At 43.5% G+C, this 18,049-nt stretch carries 22 protein-coding genes and 2 pseudogenes; 4 read left to right on the plus strand and 20 right to left on the minus strand.

Going from position 1 to position 18,049, the window contains the following annotated elements:
- Positions 1-157 precede the first annotated feature (157 nt).
- A complete protein-coding gene (locus O9H32_RS20385) occupies positions 158-709 on the plus strand; it encodes a TetR/AcrR family transcriptional regulator (RefSeq protein ID WP_016362395.1) in 552 nt (183 codons plus the stop codon).
- A gap of 441 nt (positions 710-1,150) precedes the next feature.
- Here O9H32_RS20385 and O9H32_RS20390 read toward each other — a convergent pair whose 3' ends face one another.
- The 16 genes and pseudogenes from O9H32_RS20390 to O9H32_RS20465 form a co-directional block, all read right to left on the minus strand.
- Positions 1,151-1,453 carry a rhodanese-like domain-containing protein gene (locus O9H32_RS20390; RefSeq protein WP_319946945.1) on the minus strand — a complete coding sequence of 101 codons (303 nt, stop codon included), beginning with the start codon at positions 1,451-1,453 and terminating at the stop codon, positions 1,151-1,153.
- A gap of 20 nt (positions 1,454-1,473) precedes the next feature.
- Positions 1,474-1,740, minus strand: coding sequence for a metal-sensitive transcriptional regulator (locus O9H32_RS20395; RefSeq protein WP_269868026.1), 267 nt, complete (start codon positions 1,738-1,740; stop codon positions 1,474-1,476).
- Positions 1,741-1,831: 91 nt separating this feature from the next.
- Positions 1,832-2,311, minus strand: a complete 480-nt coding sequence (locus O9H32_RS20400; RefSeq protein ID WP_269867975.1) for a DsrE/DsrF/DrsH-like family protein — start codon at positions 2,309-2,311, stop codon at positions 1,832-1,834.
- Between the two features lie 74 nt (positions 2,312-2,385).
- Positions 2,386-2,751: a rhodanese-like domain-containing protein gene (locus O9H32_RS20405; protein WP_269867976.1), complete on the minus strand. Its 366-nt coding sequence runs from the start codon at positions 2,749-2,751 to the stop codon at positions 2,386-2,388.
- Between the two features lie 83 nt (positions 2,752-2,834).
- Positions 2,835-3,188 carry a hypothetical protein gene (locus tag O9H32_RS20410; RefSeq protein ID WP_269867977.1) on the minus strand — a complete coding sequence of 118 codons (354 nt, stop codon included), beginning with the start codon at positions 3,186-3,188 and terminating at the stop codon, positions 2,835-2,837.
- Positions 3,189-3,208: 20 nt separating this feature from the next.
- Positions 3,209-3,577 carry a YidH family protein gene (locus tag O9H32_RS20415; RefSeq protein ID WP_269867978.1) on the minus strand — a complete coding sequence of 123 codons (369 nt, stop codon included), beginning with the start codon at positions 3,575-3,577 and terminating at the stop codon, positions 3,209-3,211.
- Positions 3,578-3,673: 96 nt separating this feature from the next.
- Complete coding sequence (locus O9H32_RS20420) at positions 3,674-3,901, minus strand: sulfurtransferase TusA family protein (RefSeq protein ID WP_269867979.1); 228 nt, start codon at positions 3,899-3,901, stop codon at positions 3,674-3,676.
- Between the two features lie 13 nt (positions 3,902-3,914).
- Positions 3,915-5,060 (minus strand): MBL fold metallo-hydrolase, encoded by a 1,146-nt coding sequence (locus tag O9H32_RS20425; RefSeq protein WP_269867980.1) that lies wholly within the window; start codon positions 5,058-5,060, stop codon positions 3,915-3,917.
- A 22-nt stretch (positions 5,061-5,082) separates the two neighbouring features.
- Positions 5,083-5,478 carry a DsrE/DsrF/DrsH-like family protein gene (locus tag O9H32_RS20430; RefSeq protein ID WP_269867981.1) on the minus strand — a complete coding sequence of 132 codons (396 nt, stop codon included), beginning with the start codon at positions 5,476-5,478 and terminating at the stop codon, positions 5,083-5,085.
- 32 nt (positions 5,479-5,510) lie between these two features.
- On the minus strand, positions 5,511-6,083 hold the full coding sequence (locus tag O9H32_RS20435; protein WP_269867982.1) for a sulfurtransferase TusA family protein: 573 nt from the start codon (positions 6,081-6,083) through the stop codon (positions 5,511-5,513).
- A 26-nt stretch (positions 6,084-6,109) separates the two neighbouring features.
- Positions 6,110-6,415 carry a rhodanese-like domain-containing protein gene (locus O9H32_RS20440; protein WP_269867983.1) on the minus strand — a complete coding sequence of 102 codons (306 nt, stop codon included), beginning with the start codon at positions 6,413-6,415 and terminating at the stop codon, positions 6,110-6,112.
- A gap of 13 nt (positions 6,416-6,428) precedes the next feature.
- Positions 6,429-7,208 carry a sulfite exporter TauE/SafE family protein gene (locus tag O9H32_RS20445; RefSeq protein WP_269867984.1) on the minus strand — a complete coding sequence of 260 codons (780 nt, stop codon included), beginning with the start codon at positions 7,206-7,208 and terminating at the stop codon, positions 6,429-6,431.
- Between the two features lie 388 nt (positions 7,209-7,596).
- Positions 7,597-8,053, minus strand: a pseudogene (locus tag O9H32_RS20450) (FAD-dependent oxidoreductase); the annotation flags it as partial.
- Between the two features lie 165 nt (positions 8,054-8,218).
- Positions 8,219-8,812, minus strand: a complete 594-nt coding sequence (locus O9H32_RS20455; protein ID WP_269867985.1) for a cupin domain-containing protein — start codon at positions 8,810-8,812, stop codon at positions 8,219-8,221.
- A gap of 321 nt (positions 8,813-9,133) precedes the next feature.
- Positions 9,134-9,478: a thioredoxin family protein gene (locus tag O9H32_RS20460; RefSeq protein WP_269867986.1), complete on the minus strand. Its 345-nt coding sequence runs from the start codon at positions 9,476-9,478 to the stop codon at positions 9,134-9,136.
- 425 nt (positions 9,479-9,903) lie between these two features.
- Positions 9,904-10,212: a hypothetical protein gene (locus tag O9H32_RS20465; RefSeq protein ID WP_269867987.1), complete on the minus strand. Its 309-nt coding sequence runs from the start codon at positions 10,210-10,212 to the stop codon at positions 9,904-9,906.
- 631 nt (positions 10,213-10,843) lie between these two features.
- On the opposite strand from O9H32_RS20465, the pseudogene O9H32_RS32930 reads away from it, so the two are divergent.
- Positions 10,844-11,466 (plus strand): annotated as a pseudogene (locus tag O9H32_RS32930) (transposase); the annotation flags it as partial.
- Between the two features lie 85 nt (positions 11,467-11,551).
- Here the strand turns inward: O9H32_RS32930 and O9H32_RS20475 are convergent.
- Positions 11,552-12,454: an alpha/beta fold hydrolase gene (locus O9H32_RS20475; RefSeq protein WP_269867989.1), complete on the minus strand. Its 903-nt coding sequence runs from the start codon at positions 12,452-12,454 to the stop codon at positions 11,552-11,554.
- 69 nt (positions 12,455-12,523) lie between these two features.
- Here O9H32_RS20475 and O9H32_RS20480 point away from each other — a divergent pair, with 69 nt between their 5' ends.
- A complete protein-coding gene (locus tag O9H32_RS20480; RefSeq protein WP_269867990.1) occupies positions 12,524-13,192 on the plus strand; it encodes a hypothetical protein in 669 nt (222 codons plus the stop codon).
- Positions 13,193-13,204: 12 nt separating this feature from the next.
- Here the strand turns inward: O9H32_RS20480 and O9H32_RS20485 are convergent, their stop codons facing one another.
- The 3 genes from O9H32_RS20485 to O9H32_RS20495 all read right to left on the minus strand — a co-directional run bounded on the left by O9H32_RS20485 (position 13,205) and on the right by O9H32_RS20495 (position 16,542).
- Complete coding sequence (locus O9H32_RS20485) at positions 13,205-13,501, minus strand: hypothetical protein (RefSeq protein ID WP_269867991.1); 297 nt, start codon at positions 13,499-13,501, stop codon at positions 13,205-13,207.
- Positions 13,502-13,520: 19 nt separating this feature from the next.
- Positions 13,521-14,801 carry an ArsB/NhaD family transporter gene (locus tag O9H32_RS20490; RefSeq protein WP_269867992.1) on the minus strand — a complete coding sequence of 427 codons (1,281 nt, stop codon included), beginning with the start codon at positions 14,799-14,801 and terminating at the stop codon, positions 13,521-13,523.
- Positions 14,802-15,394: 593 nt separating this feature from the next.
- A protein-coding gene (locus O9H32_RS20495) for an IS3 family transposase (RefSeq protein WP_455072792.1) occupies positions 15,395-16,542 on the minus strand; the annotation gives its coding sequence in 2 pieces (ribosomal slippage) (positions 15,395-16,272 and positions 16,272-16,542; 1,149 coding nt in all).
- A 427-nt stretch (positions 16,543-16,969) separates the two neighbouring features.
- Here O9H32_RS20495 and lgt point away from each other — a divergent pair.
- Positions 16,970-17,905 carry a prolipoprotein diacylglyceryl transferase gene (gene lgt, locus O9H32_RS20500; protein ID WP_269867994.1) on the plus strand — a complete coding sequence of 312 codons (936 nt, stop codon included), beginning with the start codon at positions 16,970-16,972 and terminating at the stop codon, positions 17,903-17,905.
- The last annotated feature ends 144 nt before the right edge of the window (positions 17,906-18,049 follow it).

Here is an 18,049-nt window from a genome sequence, read left to right on the forward strand (position 1 = left end):
CCCTCCCCATGTAATAAACAGATGTTGAATATATAACGCCTGTGTACTACAATCAAGGTATCATTGGAACTAAAGCAAGCGCAATGGTTAATCGAAACTGCTTTTGTTGAGAAATGAACAACGAAAGCTGGATGTGTTCAGGAATGAGGGGAAAAACATGGATAGACGCATCGAGCGATCAAGACAAATGATTATGCATGCTTTCATCGGGTTGTTGGAGGAGCAGGATTTTGAGAAGATCACCATTCAAGGGATTGCGGATCGGGCCAATGTCAACCGCGGAACAGTCTATTTGCATTTCACAGACAAATATGACCTGATGGAACAGAGCGTGGAGACGTATCTGATGATGCTTGTTGACAGCTGTTTACAGGAGGAAGAATCAGCCACTGAACTATCCCGGGAGCTGCTGATTCGTGCGTTCACGTATCTGAAGGAGCATGCATCGATCTACCGTGTGTTGATAACCAACAAAGGCATTCCAACTTTCAGACATCGTATGACACAGTTCATTAGGGGAAATATTACCGTGGTGGTAAACCACATGAATCTGGAAACGGGTATCCATCGAGATGTGCTGGCGCAATTCTTATCCATTTCCGTTACGGGGTTGATTGAGTGGTGGATCGTCGAATCCATGCCGTATACGCCAGAAGAGATGGTCGAACAGATGACTAAGATACTGGAAGCACGGCTGCAGCTATGGTGAACTTAATAACTAATCCAAGTATAACATCGTTGTTGTAACTAACCTGCCCGTTAGTTGAACGACCACCCGAGAATTTTAAACTATACGGCAATGAATACATGTTCTTGTCATTTACGGCTAAGGATGTATGTTCTTGTCATGCACTTTTGACAAGAACATACATCCTTAAAAAGAAAAAACCGCAACTTATGCGGCCCTTAATGAATATATGTTCTTGTCCTCCGACAAGAGCCATCTTCCCGTCAAAAGAAAAGTTGAATTCCTAATTTAGTATTCCAATCGTATGAATAACTATGTTGGGAAATTTAGAAACAGAAACCATCAGTTTCATCAACTGATGGTTCTCATTATTTCTTTATTTTCCCCTGCCACGCCATGATACCGCCATGGAGATGAGCCATCTGCGTATAACCCTGTTTACTCAGTATGGCGGCTGCCTGCTTACTCACTCCTCATCCCACTTCGACAGTACATGTAGACATTTTTATCTTTAGGAATTTCAGATACTTTATTTTTCAGCCGTGACAAAGGAATATTGATTGCGCCAGGAATATAGCCTGTATTGAACTCTCCGGCCTCCCGAACATCAATAAGAATCGGGTTTTTCTGGTTCTGAAGCTCTTGTCCGAAGTCTTTGTAGCTTAACGTCCGCGTCCGTAATCCCTTTGTCGGAGCTAACCTTTTGTATAGAAACCATACCGCCACAATAACCAATACAATCTTAATAATGGATGTCGTGTCCACTTCCCACTCTCCCCATGCCGTTATCTGCTTTTCACTAAGAGCTCCATGGCTTCTTTGACTACCTGGCTGGTATCTTTTCCTGCTTCTTTTTGCTCTAGAATACACTGCTCCAAGTTGACGGCTACTATATATGCGATGGCTTTATCAGCCGCGCTGCGAATCGCGGAGAGCTGACTTACAACATCCTTGCAGTTCTTGCTCTCCTCCATCATATTAAGAACCCCCCGCACTTGGCCTTCCATCCGCTTCAATCTTCTTTTCACATCATCATCATAAATCAATTCAATCACCCTTTCCTTTCCTTATACGTGTATGGGTATATTATAGCCTTGAATATTCGCAGCTAACAATAAGAAAGGAGTGAATAAAGGTTTAGCCTTAAATAAACAAGTTTACTTTCCCTTCAGATGCATCTCCAAGATAAGCAGCAACACCGGCATATTCGATCCCATCAAGCAGCTCTTCTTCTTGCAGACCCAAAAGGTCCATTGTCATGGTACAAGCGACAAGCTTAACCCCTTGCTCTTGCGCCAATTCGATCAATTGAGGCAAGCTCAGCGCGTTATGCTTCTTCATTACGTGCTTAATCATCTGTGGACCCATTCCGGCAAAGTTCATCTTTGACAGACCAAGCTTATTCGCACCGCGCGGCATCATTTTGCCGAACATTCTTTCCAGGAAACCTTTCTTTACAGCAATCGGTTCGTCTTTTCTTAGAGCATTCAAGCCCCAGAAGGTAAAGAATATCGTTACCTCGTGGTCGTAGGCAGCAGCCCCGTTGGCGATAATAAAGGCGGCGATCGCCTTATCCAATTCTCCACTAAAGAGTACAATTGTAGATTTTTCTTTCTGTGTCACGTGAACATCTCCCCATTCATTTTTTGATACATATACCTGTATAGGTATTATTAATTTGAAAAAATAATGGACCATTAATGTCCAGTAGTGTCCACCCATACATAGCTAGATAAATTTGTAAACCCTGATTTAAGAAGATTCCTTGCCGCCTTTTTAATTTTGTATTCTGATGAAGAGACGATAACAATCTCGTCGGCCGAGCTCAGCTCGTTCTTCCTTACATGCGGCAACCTGCCTACATAAATGTTGATGGCACCGGGGATATGCTGTTTATAGTAATCCACAGGATCCCTGACATCGAGCACTTTCACTTTTTGGTTCTTCATTTTTTCAAACAGAAGTGTTTCGTTATGAATAGGCCTAAGGCCCTTTACCGGCTTCATTCTCTTGTAGGAGAAAACCATGAGTGCTAACACTAATGAATACAGAAACCAATTCAATCGCATGCCCTCCTTCGTTCAAAGGGTATGTCCTTATTTTATACCCCATGGGGTATTTAATCAAGTGTAATTTTATTCCTTTTTTATACCCTGACAACAAGCTTAGCCGTTGTTGCTACCTTATCCATCCAATCCAGCGATACTTTCTTGATGGGAATGTCCTTGTATTCTTCATTGCAATCAGAATAGGGTACAACAAAAGTTACTCCATATTGAATCGCCAGCTGCTTGAGTATCATAATTGATGACAGAGGAATTTGTTCTTGCACGGTAATGGCAGACGAGCTGCCATAGTTCAGCAAGGCAGCCCCTCTACACGAAAGTGCTAAGATAACTTTGGCGCCTGTAGTCGCCTCAGTAACAGCCGTATTCAACGGTGCGTAAACAGATTCCATTTCTTCGTAGGAGGCGAAGATTATTACTCTCGGATCTTCCATAGTAGTTTCTCACCTCAACATCAGTAAAAAAGCAAGATAATCACTAACGCCAGTAAAAAGATATCTACTAAACCTAAGCTTGCAAAGGTGATCCACACCGATAACCTGGGGGACAGAAATGTTTCATTATTAATTCCTTTTTGTTTATGCAAGTACTCCTTTGTTGCACAAGCCATAATAATAGCTCCAAGAAACACGGCTCCTATTCCAATGGCTGCTGCAATCCAATGCCCGATATGCTGCGGAGAAGTAGAACGAAACACCACGCCAGCAGCTAAAAATCCCAAACCAATAATTGCAATTCCTGTGCGTACCCAAGCTAAAAAAGTTCTTTCATTAGCGAGATGCTGCTGAATATATTTTGAGTCAAGGGTTTTACTTTCTTCCATTGACACATGACTCCCCCTCTACCCATACAAGGAAATTAGACTAATACGATGTGTTTTCAAAAAAGGAATGACAACGTAATGTCATTCCTTTTTCTGTTAGGCCTTTTTAATCCAGAATTTATAAACTCCATTTTCTTCCGTATCTTGAACTAGCTCATGCCCCGTACTTTTCGCCCAGGCTGCCAAATCATTCTTAGCCCCTTTATCTGTCGCATGTACTTCTAAAACCTGCCCGGATTCCAATTCATCAATTGTCTTTTTTGTCCTTACAATAGGCATCGGACAAGCTAACCCTTTAGCATCCAATACTTTATGACTATCCATTTCGAATTCCTCCTTATTTATCGTGAACGGCACAGCGGTTCGGACCAATTTCCATCTCGCGCTGTTCCTCTTCATTGGGGTTGATTTTGCCCATATTGGTTTGACGGATTTCTTGATATGCATTTGGCTGAGGAGGAAGATTTTCCGTCACAGTCTTACGGAACTCACTTTCATCCTGAATGTTTAAGCCCGGGTTATTCTTGTAGAGATCACCTAAACGACCGGATACAAGTCCGCCTGCTTCAAGCTCAGTTACTTTTCCGAAATGGGCTGGAAGAACAACCAGATCTTCAGACAAAAACTTATAGCGGCTGTAGAGGGTCTTACGAAGATCACCGACCCAGTCTTCAGCAAGGCCAGCCAAATCTGGACGACCGATGGATTCTACAAATAGAATATCGCCGGAGAGGAGGAACTTATTGTCAATGATGAAGGACGTGGAACCGATTGTATGACCAGGAGAATAGATAGGCTGAACAACAATGGTTTCATTGCCGACATAAATATTGTTCCCCTCTTCCAATGGTTCATAGCTGAATGTAACCTCCGTCGCATCTTTTGGAGGCAAGTGATAAGTTGCACCATATTTATCCGCTAATGCGCGCCCACCAGAGATATGGTCAGCATGAAGATGTGTATCAATGGTGTGAATAAGCTTCGCATTCTTTTCCTTGAGGAAGCTCTCATACTGATCAATCATCCGATTCGTATCGATAATGGCGGCTTCGCCTTTTGAGAGCACCATATAGGAGAGACAGCCTTTGCCAATACGAACAAATTGATAAAGCTCTCCTCCGCCGGACAGGTCGGCAACCTTCACGGGTTCCAGGTACTCACTCCATGATTTCATGCCGCCCTCAAGATAAGACACATTGCTTCTCCCTGCTTCGGCAATTTGTTCAGCAACAAATTTGGATGAGCCTTCTTTGGCGCAAACCACCAACACGTCTTTTCCATCCGGAATTTGTTCAAGTGCCGGATCGACTCCATCGATGAGGTCAAAGTACGGGATGTTGATAACCTCAACACTTTGGCCTTCGATTTTCCAATCCATAAAATCCGTCTCGTTCCGCACATCAAGGATAAATAACTCTTGATTATTCAGAACTTTTTTAGCTACTTCTTTGGCATTTATCTTTTGAATCATGTATGTTGTCATCTTGGAACCCCCCCACTTGTTATTAGAATGTGAGCGTAACATTGGCATCTTGAGCAAAATCAAGGAATGTAACAGCCCCGCCGACATCAATACCTTCAATGAAGTCTTCTTTCTTTAAGTTCATGACATCCATCGTCATTTGGCAGGCAATGATCTTGACGCCCATTTCCTGAGCCATCTCCACTAATTGAGGGATGGAAGGAACATTAGCCGCTTTAAAGCCTTGCTCAAAATGCTCTTTACCTGCAGGCATCTGGAGCTGTTGGTAAGCTTGTTTATGGATCAAATTCAAGCCTTCAAAAGTAAAGAAGATCGCTACCTCCGCATCTGTCGCAGCTGCCGCTGTCGCGATATTGAATACTTTATATGCATCGAATAAGCCGCCATTGCTTGCGATGATTGCGAGTTTGTTTGCCATGATTTTATTCCTCCATTTTTTTGAATGATTGATTAATCCTTTTCTACTTCCCCTGTCCACTCCGTCATTCCAGGCAGGACATTCTTGACTTTGGTAAAGCCCTTTTCAGCTAAGGTTTGACATGCCATATCACTGCGGCTGCCGGTACGGCATACAACGAAATATTCTTTATCCGGATTCAACTCGTGGATTCGCTGCTCCAATTCGCCTGCAGGAATGGATTTAGCTCCTGGCAGACGTCCGAACGCAAACTCAGCCGGTTCACGGACGTCCAAAATGTTTATTTCCTCACCGCTTGCTATTTTCGACTTCATCTCTTCAAGTGATGCTGTATGAGGATATTGGGTTTCGGTTTTTACTTCTGACGGATCCGATTTACGGATAAAATGACGGAACACTTCGCCTTCTTCCTTTAATCCGATATACTGATGCCCAGTGCGCTTTGCCCAGCTTTGAAGATCGGCTACGGAACCCTTATCTGTTGCTCTTACCTCCAAAACTTCACCAGTATTTAACCCTTCTATTGCTTTTTTGGTACGAACCACAGGCATGGGACAAGCCAAGCCTTCACATTCCAACGTTTGATTTGCTTGTAAGGTGCTCATGTTACACCATCCTTTCCAGGTTATAATTATTTACCCAATTTGATTTGCCCAGGCCAAACCGACATCCCGCCCGGCATATTTACTACTTTGTACCCCAAGGCTGTGAGATAATCACAAGCCATCCCGCTACGGTTTCCGCTGCGGCAAACCACAACCATCTCTTCTTCCTTATTCAACTCGCTATGTCTGGTTTCCAACTCGCCCAAAGGAATATGCCTCGCTTCGGGAATATGACCAGATTCCCACTCTTCATGTTCCCGTACATCCAAGATTTCGATTTTTTCTCCTTTTTTGATTCTTTCTGCCACTTCATGAGGTGATTGTTCACGCATGGTATCTCCTCCACTAGGTTAAAATATCAATCCATATTTTGATGACCGTAGCCACGATAAGAGCGGCCAATATCCACTGAAGAACTTTCGTATTTAATTTCTTACTAATTTTTGCCCCGATTGGTGAAGCAATCGTACTGGCCACGACCATGACGATGGACGGTATCAGAAGCATGTGGCCCCCCATAAACTTACCAGCCGTGGAACCGACCGATGAAATGAAGGTAATAGCAAGCGATGAGGCAATGGCCACACGCGTCGGTATTTTTAGAATGACCAACATCACCGGAACCGTGATAAATGCCCCCGCCGCGCCGACAATTCCAGAAAGGATGCCGATAATGGCGGCCAGTATGGCTGCGAGAGGCTTATTAAACTGCAGCTTTGTATAATCAGTATCCTCGTTGGCTTTCTTCGGCAGAAACATCATAATGCCCGCAATAAGCGCAAGGACGGCATATACGAGATTGATTACTTCGTCCGGCAGGAATTTAGAACCATATCCTCCAACAAAGCTTCCGATAACAATTGCGATACCCATAGATATTACCAAGGATTTATTAATGTAGCCGCCTTTGCGGAAAGCGTACATTCCCGCTAATGTTGCGAAAAAAACTTGTACTGCGCTGATCGCCGAAACTTCTTGAGCCGTGAAGGCTAGAAAACCTAATGCCGGCGGGATATACAGCAGCATGGGATATTTGATAATGGATCCGCCGATACCGACCATTCCTGAAATTAAGGAACCGATAAAACCAATTACGAACAGCGTAATAATCCAACCGATATCCATAGGGACTCCTTTCTTGGGTATTCATGTAGTTTGTTCATTATTTGACATTCCATATACCCAATGGGGTATAATTTTGAGTAAAAAAAATGGGTTGTTCCTCATCTCTAAAAAAAGATTAGAGTTGTTGTAGTTTGACCACTTCCCTTTCTTGAATATGATTTATAAGATGTAACCTTATTTACTATTAATACATATACCCGTATGGGTATGTTGATACTATAACGCATTTTATTTTCTTCGTCAACACCAATCGAAGATAAGGAGTGTTCTCCATTCTCACAAGTATTACAGAACATGCGCCAAAGGCACCGCAGTTTTTACCCCCCGCAAATCTGTTGTTTGTACTGCATCACCAACTGCATAAATCCCATCACAATTCGTTTGCATATCCGACAAAGCCTCCTCCAATAACGATGGCACTTTGCACGTCTTTGTGATCGACATACTCTTTAATACGGTCCGTATCCGGAATATTACGAAGCGTGAAGATAAACTTGCTTTCAATTCCTGGTATTGGAGGCTTGATTGGCTTTGCGCCTGGGGACATGATCAAGTAATCGAACGCTTCTTCATATACACCCTTATCGCGACTGTTGACTGTTATCTTCTTTGCCTTGGTGTCTACTTTGACAACCTCACTTCTTGTACGAACGTCAAGGTTGAATCTCGTCTTCATGCTTTCAGGAGTCTGTACCAACAGTTTTGAACGTTCTGTAATCGTCTCTCCAATGTAATAAGGAAGGCCGCAATTGGCGAAGGATGCATGCTCATCCAATCTTCTTAGCCTTGCTGCAGCGAGAAGCTCCTCCTGCAACACCACCGACAATAAGGATCTTCTTGTTCATCGCAATCTCCCTTTCTTATATACCCTGTGGGGTATTTATGGGGCTATCTTACACTGATCGCTGGCTCTAGACTGTGATGTAAATTACAGATTAAAATGAAAAATGCCGATCCTGTTGAACGTCTCCGTTCGGACCGGCAGAATGTTTTCCTTCAACGCCATAAACCTAATTATGTTCTGTAGATGCCATAGCAGCTGCCTTCGTTACTTGAACGGTGCCAAAGGGATGCTCAGGCGGAGCATATATAGCGTAAACTTTCAGCGGTATAGATCCTCTATTGGTTATATTGTGCCATTTTCCTGCAGGGATCATAATGGCGAAGTCCTCATATGCCTTTACCTCAAAGTCTAATATATCTTTACTGTCTCCCATTTGGACAAGTCCTTGTCCCTCTTCAATCCGGATGAACTGGTCCGTTGTTGGATGAACTTCTAAACCAATGTCATCTCCAACATTAATACTCATCAAAGTCACTTGCAAATGTTTTCCAGACCATAAAGCCGTACGGTAAGTATTGTTTTGCTTCGTAGCCGCGTCAATATTTACGACAAAAGGTTGGTTTCCGTAATCTTTTACTGTTCCTCCATGGCTAGAACGAACGAGTGTCTCATTTTTAATGCATGGAGTATCCCAAAATGTGTGTTGGACAGGAATGTATTGTGTAAATACATGGTTTCTAGCCCTAAAATCAGCATAATACATTGGTTTATTAAGATAATAGGCATAGTACGGATAAGAGGTATTAGGAACATTATACATAGCAGGTCATTCCCTTCTCAGGATTATAGGATGCATTATATGCCTGTGTTCGGTTAACGTGCCTATGGTACATGGTCGGTAACAGCCTTACGCAATCATTCTGGGGTACCTTAAATGGGCGAAGAGATTACAGGCAAAAATAAACGACCTAGTCCCGATGGAGTTCCGGACTAAGGCCGTGTAATGGTTATATTCATATTTAGAACAGAACTGTCTACTTGACGGGTTGAGTTCATCATGCCGACTGAAGCCTCATGTGACTGAGTTGACTTTTTTAACCTTGAGAATTCGATCTGGTTTGTTGTTTTAATATCTAACGTATCAGGTATTGTCGCCAAAAATGTGGTCATAGAGTTCTCCGATTTTGTCGCTCAATTCATTCAATCGGACAAATCGGTCTGTTCGGAGATATTCCCTTTGATGATTCATAAAGAGAATGGTTGGGACTGAAAACACGAAGAACTTAGCTGCCACTTCTTCAGTCTGGTCTGCATTAATGTGCCCCAATTGAATATTAGGATAGTTCATTAGTAAGCTTTGCAATTTCGGTAATAGCGCATGGCAAACAGAACAGTCCGGCCTGGAAATATATAAAGAGCTTAGCCTATTCTTATCAAGAAATACTTCTACCTCATCCATCGAAATTAATTCATGCACTTCTTTCATGCTGTCCCCCAGAAGTTTGCATATTTTCTTATAACCCTTAAAGCGAGACTTTCAGGATATACTACTTAACCAGTGTACAAACGTTGAGTCAAATTCAAAACAGGATTCATAAGCATCTCCGCTTAGAAATGTCATTTGATCATAGACATATTGGAGATATCCTGCCCTGGAATTTAGATCCCGGAGAGTTATTCAGTTCATCCCATAGTTAGGCTGAAGCGGATAGTTGAACGACCACCCGAGAATTTTTGAGCTATACGGCAATGAACGCGTGTTCTTGTCATAACGCTTTGACAAGAACATATATCCTTAAAAAGAAAGAACCGCAACATATGCGGCTCTTAATGAATTTTCTTGTCCTCCGACACCGATCCAGTCTCCGTTCGGATCGAATCAGCATAATTGGTAAGAAGCATGTTTTAGCTTTAATTCAATATTTGCATCTTTTCTATATGCTGTTTAGTTTCCTCTGTTCCCAAGTTGTGTATTGTTCGATAAATGTCTTTTAGAACGATATCATATCCGTCGTTTGCACTATCGTGATGATAGGGAACCCCTGGAATTTGAGCCCTTATGAAGGTATCTAGCTCAAAGTCCTCCTCTTCTTCAAACAAATCCAGAAGTTGAAGGATCTGTTCTTCTGTTGCCTCAATTTCCAACTCGTAAGCAGCATCGCCTTGGTTTTCCATTATGGTTTTGGATTGAACTGATACATAATATTTTTTCCGTTCCATAGCTCAACCTCCTTGTGAATTAATAATAGTACATCCAAAGAACCCCACCTAAAATTAGTACTATCGGAAATAGCACATATACAATAAGTATGGGATTAGCTATGATAGGATGTTTTACTGTGGTTAAGCTTGTTCCTTTATCGAGCATCTTATTTTGTTGCCGTTTTATAACCATGATGGAAATGAAAAGTGAAACTACACACACGGCTAAAGCAATGAATATCAAAATTTTTAACATGGGGTTAAGTTAACTCCTTTTTAAATTATTTATTAATTTTACCACCACACGATCTACTCGGTTGCACTGGTGAAGAACAATTAAGCCCCCTACCCCTCCCTTCGTTTCATTTCAACTATCTGCGGATAGCAACGTATTCACAGCTAAATGGTCTATATGGCACACCGTAGAGTCTGCTGCGGGGATAGGCGAATCACAAGGCAAGCCAAGCTTAGCTTATGCATTCTTGCTACGTTAGTGTTTATTAATAAAAAAAAAATTATGTATCAGCTCAGGAGTGTTAATTAACCAGTAAATGGTAGAAAAAAGGCCGCCAATTCGGTAAAATGTTTGTACTCCTACAAACACCGAAAAGAGGCGACCTCATGAAAAAGTCTACCTTATTCGCGTCATGGCGGCGAGGACTTCTACAGCTTGTGGGAACAGAAGAACATCGGTTAATGTCGGCAAATTGAAATGGCCCCAGCGGCTTGCAAGCGAAGTTCAGGCCTGCCGCTATTGGACCCGTTACGTTGACGAGGAATGGGTCATCGAAGGCCTAACCTTGATTTACAAAGCGACGTCCTGGAAAAAAGCGCGCCGGGTAGCGATCATCCGCAAGGCACAACGATTCGAAGACGGACAAAGCCGTATTGTATTGGATACCGTGACGAATCTCGAATGGGAGCCCCTCGATCTGTGGCGCTTTTATAACCAACGCTGCTGCATGGAGAATTTTATCAAGGAAGCGTAAGCGAGGCTTCCCTATCGATCAGATCGCGACGTGTGATAGTAAATCTAATGAACTGGATTTGCGGGTTAAGCTGCTCACATACAATTTGTTCGAACGCTTAAAACATGACGGCTGAGATCCGGTGCACCGGGGATATACCATTGCCCGGTTCCGTCTGGAATTCTTTCATTGTGCGGCGACCCTCATATGGCACAGCCCATCCGTCAAGTTAAAACTGATGAAAGACTTCGCAGGCCGATATACCTGGAAACGAATTGAAACGAGAGTGGCGCAATTGGAGTGAAGGTTGTATAATCCAACACGTTCTTACATGCTCAATCTCGTAGATGGCACCAAGATCATTGAGATATGGGCTTCCGAAATTCAGGTTAATAATTTGTGTGAAGAAATTGAATGATCTCTTCATTCATGCTCTGAAGTTGTTTCTCCGAGGGGAAATGCCCCCCATTGTAGATAACAGTATTCGCTTGAGGGATCAGTTCTTTTGCTCTTTTTGTAATTTGATCTCCTGGAAAGAAGACATCCTTTTTGCCTGCAAAAATCAATGTAGGGGCATGATAGCCCGTAAGTCTAATTCTTTCTGTTTGTCTAGGCATCCCCTTCTCCAGTCTCATATGAGTGAAGATTTCCCCAATGATTTGACGATCCAGTTCTTTCATACTCTGCATTGACATGGCATCCGTCAGCTTCTTCAATGATTTTTCTGAAGCTGAGAGCTTGAACCAGATCATCGGCAGCACGATTTGCTGCAGTATAGACAGCATGGGGCCCATCCCAAAACCTGCAGGGCATACTAAGACAGCACAGGCTATTTTCTCGGGTCTAGACTCCGCTAGACGCAGAAGTATTCCTCCACCAAACGAGGGACCTATAAAAGCACTGCGGGGAATCTTATAATGGTCCATAAGATCGATGATCCAGTGAGCAAAGCTCTCATCATTCGCAGAAATTCGATTTTCTGCGCTGCAGCCAGGGTGTCCGATGGTGTCCGGTGCATAGACACGGTAATGTTTCAGTAAGGGCGCAAACCAGGATAACGTCATGGGATTGATGCAGTTGCCCCCTTGGAGTATAAAGAGCGGTTTGCCGTTATGACGACCCGTGTTCAGCATGTGTACAAGCCCATATCGAGTCTGTATGTACTCTCTATGTAATGGAATTTGAAGTGAATTAAGATAGGATTCATACCGTTGCAATAGTATATTTTTACCTTCAGGGCTTTTGTAGATCTTGCTCTGGCGTCCGGAGTGCAGGTCGGGCTTACTCTTCAAGTCCTCTTCACTTCCTATACAGAATAAATGAGGTGGTTATTTGGAATAATAAGGATAGGAGGTGTTTGCTTGTATATTAAAATCACCCTGTTATCAGCCGCGGTTTCATTGTTCAGTCTTACGCCAATTGAAAGCGTACCCCAAATCTCTCGGGAATCAGAGGCTTTGCTGCAGCGCATAAGAACTGAGAGCAACCATACGCTTACTGTTCAGTGGAACTCCTCGGCTCAATCTCCCTCCCTGCTGTATGGTGTTCTTACTTCCCCGTCCAATCACTCGCCCGGTTGGATCGCTTACGAATACCTCAATCGGATAAAAAGTCTATATGGGTTGAAACGGGTACGAGAAGATCTAATCATTCAGCGAATTGATCAAAACGAGAGCGGATATACCGTATGGTTGCAGCGTGAATTCTTTAAGAAGCCTGTTTGCGGGGATCGGATTGCTGTTGAGATGGATCAATCAGGCCGTATACATAGGGTTGAAGGAACACTGCATGCCTTGCTCGAAAAGAAACGTTTGGGTAGACCCATGTATCCAGCAGTAACCGTTGATGGAGCCAAACGAATTGCAGCTGCATTTGCCCCGGACCTTCGAAACGCCGGCTCCCTGCACGTCGGTGCATGTTACCTGCCCGAAAGGGCTGGCGTCCCCCTGGTCTATGTTGTCCATTATGAGAAGGAGGGACGCCCGGCCGTTCTGAGAATCCATTCGATAACTGGAAAGGTAATTGATTAAATGAGAGGCTCCCTAGACGGGAGGTTCCTCTTTCCATTCCACCTTGGTTAATAGGCCGTATTTGAATAGCTGCAGAATAAAGTCACCATAGTAATCCTTGCGGACAACAACCCGGTATTCATGGTTAGCATAGGTGTACACAAAGACATCGGTCAGCACATGGTTTCCCTCAAACATTTTCTGAATTTGTTTCATCGTATCAAACAAGGACGGTTCCAGAATAGTAATGGAAAATTCATAGTCATTCATGACAGCTTCGACCATCTTGATCTCGATTACACTCGGGTTCCAATCGTAAGAGAGCTTCATAAACTTCTCCTCCTAATAGTTAAAGCAAATAGCGAAGATACATGTAAACGGTGCTAATCAGGATAGAAAGCAGCATCAGAGGAAAACCGTACTTCATGAATGTAACAAATCGAATGGGATACCCTTCCTTCCCAGACATACCGGCAACAATGAGATTCGCGCTGGCCCCGATCAAGGTACCATTACCTCCAAGACAAGCCCCCAGAGCCAAGCTCCACCATAAAGGCTCTAAGTTCTCTATCCCCATATTGCCCATTTCCTGTATCATCGGAATCATGGTAGCCACAAAGGGGATATTATCCAAAAATGCGGAAGCAATGGCACTAAGCCATAGGATCAACATGGAGGTCGCCACGGGATCCCCGCCGGTCAATTCAATGGCCTGTGCCGCAAGTTTGGAGATGACCCCTGTTTCAACCAAACCGGAAACCAGGACGAACAATCCCACAAAGAAGAAGATCGTTGTCCACTCCACCTTAGTTAAGGCCTCCTCCATTGCGTGCTCTCCGGTCAGGAGAAGCAGGAGGAATGCGCCGGCCAAGGCTACAGTAGCTGATTCCAAGTGAAGCAGCTGATGAAGGAAGAAACCAAGGATGGTGAGTCCAAGTACAGAAAGACTCTTGATTAACAGCTTACGGTCAGTGATAACCTCATTCTCGTCAATGCGCATAATGCTCTGCTTGAGTTCATCCGTGGTTTGGATTTGTTTCCGAAACAAGAGAACGAAAATCGGCATAGTTACAAGTAGAATGATGATAGCAACCGGGGCCAGGTTGTTGATGAACGCCATGAAAGTGAGCTCCTTGACCGCGCTCCCAATCATAATATTCGGCGGATCCCCGATTAGCGTTGCCGTACCTCCAATATTCGAAGCAATAATTTGTGTGATTAGAAAAGGAACAGGGTTAACTCGCAGCTGACGCGTGATGCTCAATGTGACGGGAACCATTAGGAGCACGGTCGTTACGTTGTCCAGGAATGCCGAGCCGAAAGCCGTAATTAATACAAGTGAAAGAAGAATTCTAGTCGGGTCCCCTTTCGCTTTCTTTGCCGCGATCAAGGCAATGTATTTGAACAGACCTGTTTCTGCGGTGATGCTTACGATAATCATCATTCCGACGAGCAGCCCAAGGGTATTGAAGTCGATATGGTGCAATGCGGATTCCTGGTCAACGATACCGAGCACAACCATCAAGATTCCACCGAGCATTGCAATAATTGTTCGGTGAATTTTTTCAGCAATAATCATTCCATACGTAAGCAAAAAGATTCCAATAGCCCAAAGCGCTTGTTGTTCCATTGTGTCCTCCTTAGATTGTTCAATTAACTTCGTTCGCATGGGAGATCGATGGTTAGCTTTCCCTATTATTCATTTTTCTTCCCCTTTCTGGGCATAAAAAAAGAACCTACCAAGGTTCCGCGATATCTAAAATAAGACAAGGAGGAGCCTTGGTGACAGGCTCCTCCGGTATTAGACTAGACAAGTATTTAGTTATTAAAAATTTTGGGTGCTAACTTACTCAAATTTACAATGAATTTTGTACGTTGTCAACTACATCTCGGTAAACTTGAGGAGTGGTTGAACTATTTGGAATCTGTATTCAGCATCTAACTATATCCGCCAGACGAATGTTGATTAGTTCGCTTACGCGGATACCAATTCATCATGTCTTGGAAATTTTTCGACTTCCAGACTACTTCATAAAAACGCTTAAGTTCTTCCTTTGTTGGTACGTATGGCAGCCTCTTGGATGACTTTGGAACCTCGATTTCGAGATCCGTTCTTAAGTGCTGAAACAAGCTTTTCAGGTAGGCGAAGTGTAATGCTCCCCATTGTCAAGACACGAATTATTGAGGAATAAGTTTTGTCCTCCAATCTCGTAGTCTATTGAATTAGGATGCGATCTGCTCTATCTTGTGCATGTAGTGTTGGTCAGGCTTAGCCCCATTAAGAGACTGGTGAGGGCGCTCCTCATTGTAAAATTGGACATAGCGAGCTATCCCTTTGCGCAGCGCACGAGGGTTTTCAAATTCATTCAGGAAGATACATTCATACTTGAGCGATCGGAAGTAACGCTCCGTGCGGCTGTTGTCCGTTGCCCGGCCTTTGCCGTCCATCGAGACCTTTACCTCTTCTTTTTCTAACAGCTCCAAATAGTCCGCGTTGGTAAAGTGAGAGCCCTGGTCACTATTCATGATCTCAGGCTTACAGCGCTTGAATGCACGTTTTAAGCACGTCATTACAAAGCCCTTCTCGAGCGTGCTGGACAGCTCATAATCGATCACCTTGCGGCTATACCAATCGATGATGGTAAACAAGTACATAAAGCCCTTGCCCATTCGAATATAGGTGATATCGATTCCCCAAACGTGATTGGGCCTGTCAATCGTTAAGCCGCGGAGCAGATAGGGACGTGTATACTTGGCATGGAGGCGTTTGCTTAGGTTCGGCTTTGGATAGATCGCTTCCAGCCCCATCAGCTGCATCAAGCGGCGTATGCGCTTACGATTGATCTCAAAACCTTGATCCCGAAGCACATTTGTCATACGCCGGTAACCGAAATAAGGGTGCTTCATATACAGTTCATCGATTCGGTGCATGAGCTGCACATTCTCTTCGCTTTCCCGTTGCTCCTTACCTGAACGGTATACACTTGTTCGGTTCACGCTGAGCAGGTCTGCCTGGCGCTTGATGGTAATCTCGGAACAGTCACGCTCCACCATGGCTTTACGGGCTTCCAGCGATTCATTTGAGACCAGATTTTTTTTTTGAGCCAATCGACCTCAACCGTAAGTTGACCGACCAGCTTTTCCAGATGCTCTTGTTTGCTCTCGTATTCCTTTTTCAGTTTTTCAGCTTCTTGGGTTTTCTTCTCGAATACCGTGGAAGCACGCTCGAGGAACTCCGCCTTCCACCGGCTAATCATGACCGGACTCAATTCGTACTTTGCTGCGATCTCGTTTACGGTCTGCTCCTCACGGAGGACCTCCAGGACAACCTTCGTCTTAAACTCCGAGGTATATCGGTTCCGTTTTTCCATAGCTTCATTATAACTTATTTTTCACTCTCCCGTGTCTCAACCTATGGGAGCATTATAAAGTCTGGCCGCTCGCCGCGCAAATACTTTGCCAGTTCAGCTTCTCCAAGCCTTCGCTCATCGCTTGTTTCAACGTAGCAATGAATGCTTTCTCATAGGATTAGTAGATGAAGGTTTGAAAAGATATACTGCAAGTGTGTCCGAAATGTGGATATGACAAATGTACAAACAAAGAATCTAATAGATAACAATCAAATGTGCAGGATGTGGACATGAGCAAAGGATATGGGGATCCAAAGTAAAAAGAAGGGCCTAAATATCCTTCCAGGCATAAAAGTTGGTTCATGGCTGCGGAGTAACCGCCGGGGACATTTTTTTGTTATAATATATAGAGCATTTAATATTGTATCAGGGATGTGAGAGTGTAATAATGTTTAACCCGATTGCTATTACTATAGGACCTATTCAGGTCCATTGGTATGGAATTATTATTGGTTTTGGTGCTCTGCTTGGTTTAATGCTTGCGATGCGAGAAGGCAAACGATTTGGTATTTCATCTGATTTTTTTATGGACTTACTTTTAATCGGACTTCCATCCGCAATAATTGGCGCAAGAGCATATTATGTAGCATTTGAATGGAGCAACTATAAAGATAACTTAACTGAGGTTTTAGCAATATGGCACGGGGGCATAGCCATTTACGGTGCATTAATAGGTGCAATTCTTGCTTCTGTCATTTATACACGGCGAAAAGGATATGACTTTTGGCGTATTGCTGATTTTTGCGCACCTGGTTTAATAACCGGACAGATGATCGGACGCTGGGGAAACTTTATGAACCAAGAAGCGCATGGTGGTCCTGTATCGGAGAGTTTCTTGCGGAATACCTTGCATCTTCCAAACTTCATCGTCAACCAAATGTACATTAACGGTCAGTATTACCACCCAACATTTCTATACGAATCCATGTGGAGTTTTACCGGGCTTCTGCTACTGCTTTGGATTCGTCGAATGTCATTTCTCCGTACAGGAGAGCTTTTTGCAAGTTATTTCATCTGGTATTCGATCGGTCGGTTCTATGTAGAAGGCGTTCGCACAGACAGTCTTGTCTTTGAAGGTCCTCAGTGGCTGGCATCGTTCCTGAAAGCCATATGGAGCCCAATGAGCTTCTTCGGGTGGGGTGCAATGGAAGCAGGTAAAAATATTCGTATTTCTCAGCTGCTTGCGATTGTTATCATCATAGCTGCCATTGCGTTAATTTGTATTCGTCGTTCGCGAAATAGTTCCATTCCTTACAGTTCTCCCGTTGAACCCAAAACATCGATTGCTTCAGTAATTCAAGGGCAGCAGCCCCAAGAAAATTAAAACTTTGTTTACTTCTACTCCTGGCATGCAGATGGCAGGAGTTTGTTTTTTACCAAAAGGCGGGAATACTAAAATAATCAATTAATGAAAGGCTGTATTTATTAGATGGATCAACTGGATGGGGAATACTAGCTCAATATAGAT

The sequence above is a fragment of the Paenibacillus caseinilyticus genome (assembly GCF_027533645.1).
GTDB classification, from domain to species: Bacteria; Bacillota; Bacilli; order Paenibacillales; family NBRC-103111; genus Paenibacillus_G; species Paenibacillus_G caseinilyticus.